The organism is Dehalococcoides sp. (assembly GCF_041654235.1).
Taxonomy (GTDB): domain Bacteria; phylum Chloroflexota; class Dehalococcoidia; order Dehalococcoidales; family Dehalococcoidaceae; genus Dehalococcoides; species Dehalococcoides mccartyi_B.
In genome coordinates, this window is record NZ_JBAZDW010000008.1 from 23,271 (window position 1) to 37,920 (window position 14,650).

A 14,650-nucleotide genomic window follows, 5' to 3' on the forward strand; every position below is an offset into this window, starting at 1 on the left:
AGGGGAGATATGAATGGCGAGCTGGACTTTTCTCACAAACCACGCACTGGTGCTAAGCTTTTTAGCCCGACATTCACGTATTACAGCACGCGAAATCGCTGAAAATATACATATTACCGAACGGGCTGTAAGAAAAATTATTGCTGACCTTGAAACCGAAGGTTATATTGCCAAGAAAAAAGAGGGCAGGGGAATAAAATACCGCATCAATCCGGATTTATCTCTCAGACATGAATCATATCAGGAAATAATTATCGGTGACTTCCTGGAGGGTCTGGGCTGGAAACGGCGCAAACGAAAATCAGCCAGCGATATCAAGGTTATTCCGACGGAAGTAACAGCAAAGTAGCGGATATTTTGCGGCGTAATAACAAATATTTCAAATATAACTGCAAAATGGCTGATTAAAGTTTGTCAAAACCTACCCAACGATGCTAAAATAACGTCTGTTTGTGGGCCGTTAGCTCAGCTGGTAGAGCATCTGACTTTTAATCAGAGGGTCGTGGGTTCGAACCCCGCACGGCTCACCACTTACTCCTTCGTGTTTTGCATATCAAATCATTCTTCAATATTTGCAGGATTAGTTTTGTACGCCTTGTTCCGTTTTATAACCTCGCAAATAGCTAAACTTGTTGTTTATTTAATCAACGCAGTATTTGTTTGATTAAGTATCCGTCATAGACATTATTCTTTATTGTTATCTGTTTTAATATGTCAATCGTAAACCAATTTGTGACGAAACAACAATACAGGAAGATACTCCAGCAAGATATGATAACCCAAGTATATGAATAGTTGCTAAAATATCTGTTGTTAATTACATATTTTAGGCGCATAATGTCTATATAATTACCATGATGAGTATAGGCGAAAAGATACGAGAGTTTCGGAAAGCCAGAGGCTGGACGCCTGAATATCTGGGCACTCGTTCAGGGCTTTCCGGGCAATATATAAGAAAACTGGAAAAAGGTGAACGTCAGAGTATTACTCTGGCAACAGCTAATAAGCTTTCCAATGCTTTTGGAATTGAACCAGCCAAACTTATTTCTGAAAACGATAATTCCTCCCCTAGGCAAATTGAAGATATACTGGCCGAAGTCCGGTCTATTTTTAAAAGACTTGAGACGGTGGAGGTTTGTGTACACGGGTGCATGCCTGAACGAAAAACTTATAATGAATTGGCGTATAAGAGTTTTCTTATTCCCCGCAGCATAGTTGAAAATTTAAAAAACATTTATGCTCTTCAGGTAGAAGACAATCATCTTGAACATTTTGGCATTTACCCGGGTGAAATGGTGGTTATTCAGGCTGAACATACCATTGAAGATGGTAACTTATATGCCTGCCAGATTGACCAAGGTGTTTACGGATATAACCTTTATTCCACTGAAAACGGCTTCCGGATTTCCAATGGAAACGGCACAAGCCATGATTTGCCTTTATCTGAGATAAAGGTTCTGGGCAGGATACTTTTAAGTTACAAGTGCAAAGTTTTTTAAATGGCAATCAGCGTTTAACCTTCGCTATTCACATTTTCCGCTACTCTATTTTTTCAGATTATGAAATGGCCACCAGTTCCAACGGCCAACTATGGTTGCCAGTGATGGCACTAAAATTCCTCTTACAATAACAGTATCCATTATTATGCCAATAGCTACTGCAGCCCCTAGCTGATACATGGTTAGTATGGGTGACGTTAGCATAGCCGCAAATGTACCTCCCAAGATAAGGCCGCAAGCCACAATAACTCCGCCGGTTGAGGAGATGGCATTTTTTACAGCCTCTTTAATGGGTTTAGTCTCGGATTCTTCGCGGATGCGGGATACCAGAAAAATATTGTAATCTGAACCCAACGCCACAATGAGGGTAAATAATATAATCGGCAGCATAAAGCTTATGCCGGAATGTCCCAGTACGTCTTGAAAGAGCCAAGTGATAATACCCATGGTTGCTCCGTAACTTAGCATGACTGTAAGCAGCAGGTAGATAGGGGCGACTATGCTTCGCAAAAGCACCAGCAAAACTAAAAACACCCCGGCAATTATTATCAGCTGGATATGGGTAAAATCCTGCTCCATTATATCTCTGATGTCTTGCATGTCTGCACTGGTACCCTGAATACCGCAGTCTAAACCGGAAATATGACTGCCCAATGTGTCCGTCTGTAACAGTGCTTTTACTTCAGAAATGGTATCCATAGACTCGTTGCTATAAGGGGAGTCAGAGAGTATCAGAAATAAACGGGTACCGGATTGGTCTTCTGAATAAAACATATTGACCAGACTATCAAGTTCAAGTGAGGTTTGCATCAGGGTTTGAGATATAAAATATGGATTGCCGTTAGCGGTGAAGGTATTACTCAAAGAGCGCATATTCTGGCTGAATAGCCGGGTTTCACCAAGCAGTATTTCAACTGGATTGGCAGGTGAGTTGTCTGCCGGGAGTGATTGCGGAAACAGATAAAATACCCCCTGGCTGCCAATTACAAATGCCAGATGTTCGGTGGAATATGCCAGACTATCCAGTTCGGAAGCAATGCTTCCATCAGCATTTGCCTGAGCAATCAACGTAGCCAGCTTGTCAACTTTCAGCATAGCTTGCTGGTAGTCATACAAGTCAGCAATAAAGCTATAGGTTTGGGCACTTTCTAGCATATAGGCCTTTACAAAGAAGGCTATTTCAGCTTGGGCAGGGTAGCCAAGGCGTAAGGCATCTGCAGTTTGGCGAAGCTGGCCAGTTAAGGTATTTAACTGGGTATCTATCTGGGCGGCATACCTGATATCCTGCAGTGTATCTATTATATTGTCCAGAGAGGATATGGAATCCCGGTAAGATGTTTCTTCTGTCAGCCAGGGGAAACTCTGCCCAAGTTCCTGCAGGTAGGTCCTGATAAACTCAAAACCTGCCAAAGTTTGGTCTGAAACCAGATTTACCGGGTTGGTATTTCCCGAAGATTCTACCGGTATCAAACCCAGTACCTGGTTTGCCGCCCGGAGTGCCGCACCTGACGCAGCTGTACCGTCCGGCTGAAGCACAGACTGAACTGCATCTACTCCTTTCAGACTTTCCAGACTGGCGGTTAAATCTGCCAGTTCTGCAAGAATTGCAATATTACTCAGGTTCCCACCGTTTTCATCTGCCAGTACCAGTGTGGCAGGCATCATCTCACCTATATTGAAATGTTCCGTCAGTTTGTTAAACCCTATGACGGATTCGGCATCCTGAGGGAGTTCACTTATGGTATCAAATGAAAGCCGCTGATGGGATAGCTGGGTATAGGGTATGAGGAGCAACCCGATGATAACCAGGGCTATCGGCAGGGGGTGCTTGGTAGTAATAGTACCCACCCAATTCCAGAAGCGGAACTTATCTTTGGAAGGTGAGACCGCAAGTTTTTCCGGCCGGGTTGCATTAGTTTTGCTTGGCCAGAATATTTTATCGCCGAATATAGATGCCAGTGCAGGCGTGATGGTAATGGCACTCAGCAGGGTGATAGCAATTGAGACACTTAATGAAGGCCCCATGGTTTGAATCATTTGGTAACGGGCTATAGACATGCCCATAAGGCCTACAATAAGGGCTATGGCACTGGCAGACACAACCGCACCGATACGCCCCAGAGCGGTTTTCAGTGCTTCCCAACGGGTTTGGTTTTTATGCAGTTCTTCCCGGAAACGTGACATAATGAACAGACAATAATCCGTACCTACCCCAAATATCAGCACCACTATAAATACATCCAGCTGTGACCAGATATTTACCCCGGCTTCAGCCATGTATCCAAGTACTCCCCGGCTTACCAGATAGGCAATACCGATAGTTACCAAAGGTACCAGAGAAGCTACCGGTGAACGATAGATGATAAGCAGCAAGACCGAAACCAGGATAATGGTAACTATGGTAGTCAGGTCTATGCTCTCTGCCAGTGCCGCATACAGGTCCTTCATCATGCCGGCTTCACCTGAGACAAATACCTCAAGTCCGTCAGGCATGTTTGTAATCTGAGCGTGGATGCTGGTTATAATATTTTCTGACTGCTGGTCTTGGGCCGATTGAAGCAAGCCGACATCTATTAGCATGGTAGTGTTATCCGGACTGATAAGGCGGCTGGAAAGCTGGGGGTGACTGAAGACCGAATTTATCTCCCCAATACCGGCAGGCGCACTTTCCGAAGACAGCCATAGGCTAAGAGAATGCGCATAATCCATATCATTCTGGTTTAGGGTGGAATGATTGTAGATAATGAGATACAGGCTTGAAACAGAGGCGCTTTCATTCGGGAAATATTGTTTTAAAAGCGCACTTGCTTTAGCGGAATCTGAATCTGCAGGCATGAAGCCGGACTGATCCAGTTTGCTTACTTCCTGCAGGGAAGGGGCGGTAAATGCCATTAAAGCGGCCAGTATCACCCAGAAACTGACCACCAAATATTTAAATTTGATAACCCAGCCGGCAATAGCTTTGAACATGTGCTTATATCCTATCAGTATTTTCAATAGCCGCTGATTTATTTGCAGCGGACTTTTCAAGTATGCAGAAACCGTTTCGTATTACCGATAAATCTTCATTATCTACACCGTCCAGCAATTCGGCTACCTTGCCGGTAGTAAATTGCCACAGGCTTTCATAATGGGCGTTCCCCTTTTCGGTCAGATGACAGATAACAACGCGGCGGTTGTCCGGTGGGGTTTCACGTTCTACAAAGCCTTGTTTGACCAGACGGTCTACAATACCGGTAAGAGTAGCCAGCCCGATGCAAAGTTTTTTGGATATAATCCCCATAGAAAGCGGCCCGTTGAGGTGCAAGAGCAAGAGCACTCGTAGTTGAGGCATGGTAATTTCTGTTTCCAGCAAGCCTTGCGGTATTACCAGTGCTTCAGTATAAAGCTTCTGGATAAGTACCAGAATATCTTTAACCAAGATTGATTTTGCATTTTCAGGGCTATTTTCTGGTGTCATTTATATCCTCTTTATCTATTATGTTTATAGATAATATTACTATCACACATATATTTTATATTACACTAATTATAGTTTTGCCCAAAAGCAGTGTCAATATATATTGGAAGTTAATTTGACTTGTTATACGTATATACATTATTATTTTCGGATTGAACCCGATGAGTATTTTCCGTTACGAAAGGCCAGTATGAATATAGAGGAAATCAGCAAGAATAAAAAAATCATGTTGGATGATATACCATACAACGTGGATGATGTGGATTTTATGAAACCGGGCAAGGGAAGCGCCGTATACCGGATAAAATTCCGCAACCTGATGGATGGCGGCATTCTGGAGCGCACTTTTCATTCCGGTGACAAACTGAAAGAAGCTGATGTATCTACCTATGATATGCAGTATCTTTACCATGAAAATGGCAATTATATATTTATGAATACCGATACTTTTGAACAGCACTTTATGGCCGAAGACCGTATGGGTTCAAGAGGAGTTTTTCTCAAAGACGGCATGGTTGTCCCTGTGCAACTTCTGGGGGATAATCCCATTGAAATTACTTTGCCCAATTTTATTGAGCTGGAAGTAATGGAAACCTCTATGAGTACCGGCAAAGAAACCGTAACCGCCCAGAATAAACCTGCTAAACTTTCAAATGGTATGGAAATAGGTGTGCCCACCTTTATGAAAGCAGGGGATGTAATAAGGGTGGATACCCGCACCGGTGCCTACGTTGAAAGAGTGGGCAACAAGAAGTAACTATAATGTATTCTGATGAGAGGCAGCGGCTGGGAAGACTGGAAGACAACTTAAAAAGCCGTATGCAAATCTTGGGGTTAATACGCAGTTTTTTTAATGAACAGGGGTTTCTGGAAGTGGAGACCCCTGTTTTTGTTCCCTCGGTTGCCCCGGAACGCTATATAAAACCGGTAGAGTGTCAAAACGGTTATCTGTCTACCTCGCCCGAACTGTATATGAAACGCATGCTGGCATCCGGCTATACCAATATCTACCAGATAAGCCGCTGCTTTCGGGATGGCGAAAAAGGCCGTCACCATAATCCTGAATTTAGTATGCTGGAGTGGTACAGGGTCGGGGCAGATTATCTCCAGATGATAAATGATACCGAAAATCTGTTCTACCATATTTCAATGAAGCTGTTTGGCAAGCCCCAAATCCGCTATTTGGGACAGGATATTGACCTGACACCCCCCTGGGAACGCCTAACCGTGCGTGATGCTTTTCTGAATACAGTAGGCTGGGATCCGGTGAATACCGATGATGAGAAGCGTTTTGATGAAGATCTGGTGCTGAAGGTTATACCATCTTTTCAGTCCCATCGTCCTACTGTGCTACTGGATTATCCTGCTAAAATGGCGTCTTTGGCCAGACTCAAGAAAACCAATCCTGAAGTTGCTGAACGGGCAGAGTTTTTCATATCGGGTTTGGAAATGGCAAATGCATATTCTGAGCTGACCAATCCGCTTGAACAATCAGCCCGTTTTGCCGAAGAAAAAAAGCTGATAGAGGCTGAGCAAAACAGGCGGGTGGTTATGCCTGAAAAATTTTTGGAGGCAGTGAAATATCTGCCGGTTTGCACTGGAAATGCGCTTGGGATAGACCGTTTGGTGATGTTTTTCTGCAATACAGACCAGATACAGGACGTAATGCCCTTTACGGCAGATACTGCCTGACATATTTACATAATATTATATTTTTACTAATAAATATACCCCGGCCAAGACCGGGGCTTTTCTTTAGGCTTAAAATTATACTTAGTAGCGGTAGTGGTGTACTTCGGTTATCTGGCTGGCATGTGCACCCTGTGGGGCAGCATAAAGAGGGTGCTGGATAATAGCATGCTGAAGGCAGGTTTCGGTGCAAGTGCCGCAGTAGATGCACTTAAGCGGGTCATATTCTATCTGGTGTTTTTCCGAATCAACAGTGATGGCACGGGCAGGGCAAACTCTGGCACAATCACTGCACATATCACAGCGTTTAGCATCCCAAACAATACTTCCGCGTGAACCTTCAAAAGACTCCCGTTTTTCATAAGGATAACGGCGGGTGGCGGGAGCTGAAAACAAATTTTTTAATACTGTTCCGATCATCCAAGGCATGGCCTTCTCCTAACGCTCCGTACAGGATATACAAGGATCTATAGATAAGGTAATAACAGGCACGTCTGCCAGTTCGCACCCCGGCAGCATAACCAGCAGGGTGGGTATATTGGCAAAAGTGGGGGTGCGTATTTTGCACCTGTCCAGATGGTTTGTGCCATTGGCCTTGATATAATAAGTAAGCTCACCGCGCGGCTGTTCCACCCGGGTAAATATTTCTCCCTCGGGATAGGCATCTGCCTTAACCATTATTTCGCCGGCAGGCATCTGGTGGAGTGCTGCCAGAGTAAGGTCTATGGACTGGTATAGTTCGCGGGTGCGCACCAGAGTACGGGCATAACTGTCACCGGCTGTTTCCACTACCGGCTCAAAACCAAGCTCTTTAAAGGCGGCATAACCGGTGGAACGGACGTCAGAAGGAACACCGCTGCCACGCATGGTAGGACCGCAAGCTCCCAGTGTAACAGCCTGGTCATAAGACAAAATACCCTTGCCGACCGTTCTTTTCTTCAAGGTGGGGTCATTTAGCAGTGTGGGCAGAATGGTCTTATCCATCATCTTTCTGAAATCACCCAGCATAGCTTCTGTCTTTTTGAGCATTTCGGCATCTATGTCACGGCGTACCCCGCCAACCACACAGGCAGAGGTGATAACCCGGTGTCCGGCGGTTATTTCCAGTATATCCAGAATAATCTCACGGGCACGCCAAATTTGCATAAACAGGCTTTCAAAACCAAGTGCATCTGCCAGCAGACCAAGCCAGAGGCTATGGCTGTGCAGGCGGGAAAGCTCTGCCCAGGCAGTACGCAGATACTGCGCCCGCTGGGGAATTTCAATATTTGCCAGTTCTTCTATACCCTGACAGTAACAAAGTGCGTGCTGTATGGAACAGATACCGCAAATACGTTCTACCAGAAATATATTCTGCCTAAGAGTATTTAGCTCACAGGCTTTTTCTACCCCGCGGTGTACATAACCAATAACTGGTGTGACCCCGACTACGGTTTCATCTTCGCATTCAAGTTTAAGTTGTACCGGTTCAGGAAATACCGGATGCTGTGGCCCGAAGGGTATTACTGTTCGTGCCATTTATTCCTCCAAATCACAGCGCCAACAGCGTTTGCCTTCAGTGGAGGCAACTTCACGGTTATAGCCGGCGGTTTCTTCATTTCGCTCTTTGGCTTGCTTAATATCGTATTTAACACTTAAAGGTTTGCTCTTGGGCAAAATACGTTCAAGGAAAGTATCACGTGATACAGGTTCGTGGGCAACAATATTTTCAAACACCCATTTGCCGTCACTGCCCAGATACTTGTCTATGCTTGCAGCCGCTTTTTTGCCTGAAGCTACGGCGTGAATTACAGATGTAGGCCCATTTACGGCATCTCCGCAGGCAAAGACACCCTGCTGAGAAGTGGTCAAAGTATCATCATCAACTTTCAGCACATTATTGCCGTTTATGTTCTCAACCGCCAGACCGAATCTTTTGAATACGTCTGTACCGCCGCTGAAGGCGGCAATGATATTGGATCGGCGTACGCCCTGATTGGCACCCAGTGCCAACAGTGTGGCATCAAATCCCATTTCTTTCAGGCTGCCAAGTGAATTTACAGTTGTACCCAGCTTGAATTCAACTCCAAGTTTGGAGACATTTTCAATCTCGGCATCAAGTATTTGGCGGGGAAGTGTATACTCAGGTATGCCTACCCGCATATATCCGCCAGCCTTTGGCAAAGCTTCAAATACGGTTACCCTATGCCCTTTTTTAGCCAGAAAATAGGCAGTAGCCAGACCTGACGGGCCGGAACCCACAATGGCTACTTTTTTGCCGGTGGGTTTGGCGGTGATACTATCCGTATAATGGGCGTATTCGTAGGCGGCGCGTTTAAGCTGTTTGATACTTATAGATTCTCCGCACTTGCCCTGACGGCAGGCAGATTCGCAGGGAGCCAGACAAACCCGCCCCAGTATTCCGGGGAAAGGCATGGCTTGCTTGATAACAGCCAGAGCCGCGTCATAGTTACCCTCACCACACAGGCGGACATAACGGGATACATCTATGCCTGCCGGACAGGTTTTCTGGCAGGGGGCAGTCAGGCGTTCTACCGGAATCAGTTTGTAATCAGGGGCTTTTATCATATAGCTCGTGGGGGTTTCTTTGGTTACCAGAAAACCGCCGCTGAAATCTATGGCAATTTTACTGAGTTTCAGCTGGTAAAGCTCCTGCATTTCATTTTCAATAAGTGAAGCACACAAGTAGATGTTTGAAATACTGGGAACAGTTTCATTTTTGTCTATCTTGAGCCTGAGGTGTTTCATCCGCAGACCCTTTTCCAGATTATAGTGGTAAATAACCTCAAATTCATTCCCCAGATCTACGCAGGAGGCAGTGCAAAATATTGCCCCTTCGTCATAGAGTTTCTGGGTATGGTCAAGCAGTTCTCCTGCCTTTATATATTCCGCATTTTCTAACATAACTATTCCTTAGTTTCGAAAGTGAGAGCTTTTGCCATTTCAAAATTAGCCCTGATAAAGTTGGTGGGGCAAATATCAAAACATTGCTGGCACTTTTCACATTCCCGGTTGGCTGTTTCAGGTACAAAGGTCACTTCACGTTGAGTACCCCGGCTGATAAAGCACAGGGCGTTGGCTTTTTTAACCTCGGCACAGTATCGGACGCACAAGCCGCAAAGTATACAGAACGAAGCATCATGGCTGAAACGGGCAGTATCCGCCCCATATTCTTCAGCCAAGTCCCGTATGGGTTTTGAAGCAGGGGCTTTAGTAAGCAAAAGTTCTATAAGCACCTTGCGGATATGGCGGATTTTATCGGTACTAGTATTTACTACCAAACCATTTGCCACTGGATAAACGCAGGAAGCCACCACCTTTGAACGTGACCCGGCTACGACTTCCACACTGCATATACGGCATCCGCCGTAAGGCTCCAGTTGCTCATGAAAACAGAGCGAAGGTATATGGATACCGGCTGCGGTGGCCGCCTGAAAAACAGTCTGTCCGCTCTTGGCAATAACTTCCCTGCCATCTATAGTGAGCTTAATTTCTTCCATTATTCTGCCTTCCGGTTTAAAGGAATAGGTTCAGCCGGTACATTTTTTGGAATAGGTTTGCCGGATATTTTAATAACGGCATCAAATTTGGCAGGGCAGGTATCTACACAAGCACCGCATTTGATGCATTTTCCCTGCTCAATCGTATGAATAAGCCCCTTGCCGCCCTTGATGGCGTCAGTGGGGCAGTTTCTGGCACAAATCATACAGGCTTTGCATTTGTCAGGGTCAATATAAAAAGTAAGCAAGGCTTTACAAACACCGGCTTCGCAATGCTTATTTTTAATATGGTCAATATATTCGTGGCGGAAATATTTAAGAGTAGTGAGCAAGGGGTTGGGGGCTTGTTGTCCCAGGGCACACAAACAGGCTTCACTCATTACGCCGCTCAGGTCTTCCAGTGTATCCATGTCAACCATAGTGCCTTTGCCTTCGGTAATACGGGTAAGTATATCTACCAGCTGGCGCAGACCCTCACGGCAGGGTAAGCACTTGCCGCAAGATTCGTCTGATAAAAAGTTTATAAAATAACGGGCGATGTCTACCATGCAGGTTTCTTCGTCCATTATTATCAGCCCGCCTGAGCCTACCATAGAACCCAGCTTGCTTAGTGCATCATAATCAACAGGCGAATCCAGCAGATTTTCCGGTATACATCCGCCTGAAGGCCCGCCTGTCTGGACAGCTTTTATTTTTTTACCGTCACGCAAACCGCCGCCTATTTTAAATATAATGTCCCGAAGAGTAGTCCCCATAGGCACTTCCACCAGTCCGGTATTATTGACCTTGCCAACCAGTGCGAATATCTTGGTGCCTTTGCTGCCCTCTGTGCCGATAGACCTGAACCAGTCTGCCCCTTTATTTATTATGTGGGGTACGTTAGCCCAAGTTTCCACGTTATTCAGGTTTGAAGGTTTATCCCAGAGGCCTTTGATAGCGGTGCGGATATATTTGGGGCGAGGTTCACCAACCCGGCCTTCGATAGCAGTCATTAAAGCGGATGATTCACCGGATACAAAAGCACCGGCGCCCTCATGGACTTTGACTACAAAATCAAAACCTGAGCCGAGTATATTTTTGCCCAGCAAGCCATATTCTTCAGCCTGCCTTAAAGCAGCATACAGATTTTCTACCGCCAAAGGGTATTCAGCCCTAACATATATATAACCTTCTTTAGCACCAATGGCAAAAGCCCCGATAGCCAGACCTTCCAGTACACAATGAGGATTGCCCTCCATTATGGAACGGTCCATGAAAGCACCCGGATCACCTTCGTCACAGTTAACCAGTACATACTTGACCGGGTCTGCGGCATCACGGGTAGTGCGCCATTTTTTACCGGCCGGGAAACCTCCGCCGCCGCGTCCCCGCAAATTGGCTTTGTCTACCTCTTCCAGCACAGATTCAGGAGTCATATGGAAAAGGGTTTTAACCAGAGCGGAATAACCACCACGCTGGATATAATCCTCTATATTTTGGGGGTTTATATGTTCGTTATCACCCAGTACAATACGCTTCTGATATTTATAAAAGGGGATGTCATGGTGGTAGACCAGTTTCTCTCCGGTGGCAGGATCTGCATACAGTAAGCGTTCCACTAATTCACCGGTTTTAATAGTTTTTTCGATAACGTCAGCTGCATCTTCAGGTTTGACATGGAAATAGCAGATATTTTGGGGATATATAACGACTACCGAACCTTTTTCGCAAAAGCCGTGACAGCCGGTTTCTTTGATATCAACCTGATTCTCCAGCCCTTGTTTGGCAAGTTCACTTCGGAAGGCATCTACCAGTTTAACTGAACCCAAAGCCCGGCAACCCGTACCGCAACATACCGTTATGCAGGGACGGCTGGCAGACTGTTTTTTTGCCAGTTTTTCACGCAGTATTTCCAGCTCAGCCGGAGTATTTAGCCTTGGCATTATATGCTCCTAATTAATCGTAGTCTGCCAGTATTTTTTCGGCATCGGCGGTAGGTAGTTTGCCGTGGTAATGACCATCAACCACCACCACCGGTCCCAAAGCACAACAACCCAGACAGTTTACTGTTTCAAGGGAAAATTTCAGGTCAGAAGTAGTTTCACCGGCTTTTATACCCAGTGATTTCTCCAAACGATCCAGTATCTTGGGCGCACCAAACACGTGACAGGCAGTACCCACGCAAACACTTACGTTATGTTTGCCTTTGGGTATTACGCTAAAAAGTTTATAGAAGGTAGCTACATGGTAAACTCTGTTTACGGGCACATTCAGGGTTTGGCTTACTTTATACAAGGCTTCTTTGGGAAGCCAGTTATACTCTTTTTGAATTTTGAGGAGCACCTGAATAAGCATATCGGCTTTATCACGGTAACCATCCAGAATATTATCCAGTTTTGACAGGTCTATAACCTCAGGGGATTTGGATTCACAATTACACATTCTGTTCCTCGCGTTTGGTTTGAGCTTTAGCCTTAGCTTTTTTATCAGCCAGTTTGCCAAGCCCCATAACCACGCCGTCTATAATGGCCTCAGGTCTGGCGGCACAGCCGGGAACATAAACATCCACCGGTATTACTTTATCCACTCCGCCCAGTATATTGGGGCAGTTATGAAAAACGCCGCCGCTGCAACCGCAGGTACCTATAACTATGACTACCTTTGGTTCAGGCATTTGTTCGTACAGATTTCGTAAAACCCGGTAATTACGTTTATTGGCAGGGCCGGTTACCAGAAGGACATCCGAATGCTTGGGGTTACCCATGTTTACAATGCCGAAACGTTCAACATCATAAAGAGGTGTAAGACAGGCCAGTATTTCAATATCACACCCGTTGCAACTGCCGCAATCAAAATGGAGCAGCCAAGGTGATTTTATCTGGGACTTCGTAACAAAATCCACTTAGACCCCTCCCAGCACTGAAAGTCCGATAAGGTTAACCAGTGCCAGACCCAGCCCTAACATCCATGATATTTTCAGCATGGAAGACCAGGTAAGGCGGGCAGTTATATTATCAATCACCAGTACTAAAAACCAGCAGGCAAGTGCCAGTGCAATACCGGGCACAACACCCGGAAGCCACATGAGAGAAATAACACCCAGTACCAGTATAAGTTCGTACATATGGGCAATCTCTATAAGCCCCAAGTGAATACCCGAATATTCGGTGAATACACCCCTGACCAGTTCCTGATGAGCATGCTCCGAAGATGAAATATCAAAAGGAGATTTTCGCATAAGTATAATCAGCACCAAAACAAGGGCGATAAATATTGGCCATAAAGAAGGCAATAAAGGCTGGCTGATTTCAGAAATCATAAAACTACCGTTAGCTATATACAGCCCGATAGCCGTTATAATCAGGATAGGCTCATAAGAAAGTATCTGCAGAAGCTCGCGGTTGGCACCAATCTGGCTATACGGGGAGCGGGTGGCAAAGGCACCCACAACCAGAAACATATCTGCCACGCCCAGTACCAGTACAATAAGTAGAAGATCCTGACCGAGGAAAAACATAACTGTAGCCGCCATGATAAAAAGCAGGTAACCTATAGAACTTACGGCCTGCATACGACCGGTAATCATGCGGCGTTTGGCCAAAAGTTTGATAGTATCGTAAACAGGCTGGAGGAGGGGCGGCCCGAACCTTCCCTGCATTCGGGCAGTCAGTATACGGTCAAAACCGCGAAGCAAACTCCCCAGTACAGGCGGCAAAACCAGAGCTAAAGCAACCAGCAACCATTCGTTCATATCAGCACCACTACCAGCATACTAACAAGTATCAAAAGCCCAACTATCTTAAGCCCGGTATCCAGATTAGGGTTAGCAAACTGGGTATCCAGATACATTGAGCCCAGTTTGATTTTAGTCTCACCATCAGCTACCGAATAAAAACTGTCAGCCGAGGTGCTTACATTTTCACCGCACATATAGGCAGGGCTAAGGTTTTTGGCTTTGGGTTTGAATAAAACAGGTACCAGTATGAGGGCGACTGCCAGCAGGATAAATAACGGCCAAGCGGTAAATAAACCTACAGCACTTCCGAAGAAACCGGTTGAGGTATCTACAACATTCGGATAGAAAGCAGTTACAGCCGGCAAGATGAAATTTTCGTAAAATGGGATAACCGCTAAACTGAATATTCCGGCCAAGGCCAGCAGTACAATCAAAGGGCTGTGATACAAAAATGAAAAACGTTCAAACCTTATTTTCTCAATACCCGGCGTCACACTGAAGAAACGCCCCAGCCATTTTACCCAGAAAACAGTGGTCGCCGCCGAACCTATAACCAAAAGTATGAAAACCAGCGGTGAAATAAACCCTGACATAGCCGAAGTAGCCTCTATGGCAGCCCATTTGCCCAGCAGCATGCCAAAAGGCACCAGCATCATGGAAAGGATACCAGCGACAGTTATACCGGCTATCAGCGGATAGCGGCGTACCAGCCCCTCCATATCTTCAATATCACGGCTGCCCATAGAGTGGTCTATGACGCCCACACACATAAAGAGGAGGGCTTTGG

General features: G+C 45.6%; 14 protein-coding genes, 1 tRNA gene and 1 pseudogene. 5 read left to right on the forward strand and 11 right to left on the reverse strand.

All coding sequences use genetic code 11. The annotated features are described in order from the left end of the window. The first annotated feature begins 13 nt into the window (after positions 1-13). The 3 genes from WC259_RS01975 to WC259_RS01985 all read left to right on the forward strand — a co-directional run bounded on the left by WC259_RS01975 (position 14) and on the right by WC259_RS01985 (position 1,499). Positions 14-349, forward strand: a complete 336-nt coding sequence (locus WC259_RS01975; RefSeq protein ID WP_011309350.1) for a winged helix-turn-helix domain-containing protein — start codon at positions 14-16, stop codon at positions 347-349. 105 nt (positions 350-454) lie between these two features. Beyond that, positions 455-530, forward strand: a tRNA-Lys gene (locus WC259_RS01980). A gap of 324 nt (positions 531-854) precedes the next feature. After that, positions 855-1,499 (forward strand): helix-turn-helix transcriptional regulator, encoded by a 645-nt coding sequence (locus tag WC259_RS01985; RefSeq protein WP_011309349.1) that lies wholly within the window; start codon positions 855-857, stop codon positions 1,497-1,499. A 45-nt stretch (positions 1,500-1,544) separates the two neighbouring features. Here the strand turns inward: WC259_RS01985 and WC259_RS01990 are convergent, their stop codons facing one another. Together WC259_RS01990 and WC259_RS01995 are read right to left on the reverse strand one after the other, a co-directional pair. Continuing rightward, a complete protein-coding gene (locus WC259_RS01990; RefSeq protein ID WP_372642965.1) occupies positions 1,545-4,469 on the reverse strand; it encodes an MMPL family transporter in 2,925 nt (974 codons plus the stop codon). Between the two features lie 4 nt (positions 4,470-4,473). Then, positions 4,474-4,959 carry a MarR family winged helix-turn-helix transcriptional regulator gene (locus WC259_RS01995; protein ID WP_011929097.1) on the reverse strand — a complete coding sequence of 162 codons (486 nt, stop codon included), beginning with the start codon at positions 4,957-4,959 and terminating at the stop codon, positions 4,474-4,476. A 190-nt stretch (positions 4,960-5,149) separates the two neighbouring features. Here WC259_RS01995 and efp point away from each other — a divergent pair, with 190 nt between their 5' ends. Both efp and epmA read left to right on the forward strand, forming a co-directional pair. Beyond that, complete coding sequence (gene efp, locus WC259_RS02000) at positions 5,150-5,716, forward strand: elongation factor P (protein ID WP_011309346.1); 567 nt, start codon at positions 5,150-5,152, stop codon at positions 5,714-5,716. 5 nt (positions 5,717-5,721) lie between these two features. After that, positions 5,722-6,651, forward strand: a complete 930-nt coding sequence (gene epmA / locus WC259_RS02005; protein ID WP_372642969.1) for an EF-P lysine aminoacylase EpmA — start codon at positions 5,722-5,724, stop codon at positions 6,649-6,651. Between the two features lie 81 nt (positions 6,652-6,732). Here the strand turns inward: epmA and WC259_RS02010 are convergent, their stop codons facing one another. The 9 genes and pseudogenes from WC259_RS02010 to WC259_RS02050 form a co-directional block, all read right to left on the reverse strand. Beyond that, entirely contained in the window at positions 6,733-7,077 is a 345-nt protein-coding gene (locus WC259_RS02010; RefSeq protein WP_011309344.1) for a 4Fe-4S binding protein, read from the reverse strand. Between the two features lie 9 nt (positions 7,078-7,086). Next, positions 7,087-8,166: a nickel-dependent hydrogenase large subunit gene (locus tag WC259_RS02015; RefSeq protein ID WP_011309343.1), complete on the reverse strand. Its 1,080-nt coding sequence runs from the start codon at positions 8,164-8,166 to the stop codon at positions 7,087-7,089. Continuing rightward, positions 8,167-9,552, reverse strand: coding sequence for an FAD-dependent oxidoreductase (locus WC259_RS02020; RefSeq protein WP_372642973.1), 1,386 nt, complete (start codon positions 9,550-9,552; stop codon positions 8,167-8,169). It abuts the gene before it with no gap. A 2-nt stretch (positions 9,553-9,554) separates the two neighbouring features. Beyond that, entirely contained in the window at positions 9,555-10,148 is a 594-nt protein-coding gene (locus WC259_RS02025; RefSeq protein WP_011309341.1) for a 2Fe-2S iron-sulfur cluster-binding protein, read from the reverse strand. After that, the gene (locus WC259_RS02030; RefSeq protein WP_012984311.1) at positions 10,148-12,070 is read right to left on the reverse strand and encodes an NADH-ubiquinone oxidoreductase-F iron-sulfur binding region domain-containing protein; all 1,923 of its coding nucleotides are present in this window, start codon (positions 12,068-12,070) and stop codon (positions 10,148-10,150) included. The genes WC259_RS02025 and WC259_RS02030 overlap by 1 nt, the downstream gene beginning before the upstream one ends. Positions 12,071-12,083: 13 nt before the next feature. Further along, positions 12,084-12,569, reverse strand: a complete 486-nt coding sequence (locus tag WC259_RS02035) for an NAD(P)H-dependent oxidoreductase subunit E (RefSeq protein WP_011309339.1) — start codon at positions 12,567-12,569, stop codon at positions 12,084-12,086. Continuing rightward, complete coding sequence (locus WC259_RS02040; RefSeq protein WP_011309338.1) at positions 12,562-13,029, reverse strand: NADH-quinone oxidoreductase subunit B family protein; 468 nt, start codon at positions 13,027-13,029, stop codon at positions 12,562-12,564. The genes WC259_RS02035 and WC259_RS02040 overlap by 8 nt, the downstream gene beginning before the upstream one ends. Beyond that, positions 13,030-13,878 carry a respiratory chain complex I subunit 1 family protein gene (locus WC259_RS02045; protein ID WP_012984310.1) on the reverse strand — a complete coding sequence of 283 codons (849 nt, stop codon included), beginning with the start codon at positions 13,876-13,878 and terminating at the stop codon, positions 13,030-13,032. Further along, positions 13,875-14,650, reverse strand: a pseudogene (locus tag WC259_RS02050) (NADH-quinone oxidoreductase subunit L); the annotation flags it as partial. The gene WC259_RS02045 and the pseudogene WC259_RS02050, both read right to left, overlap by 4 nt.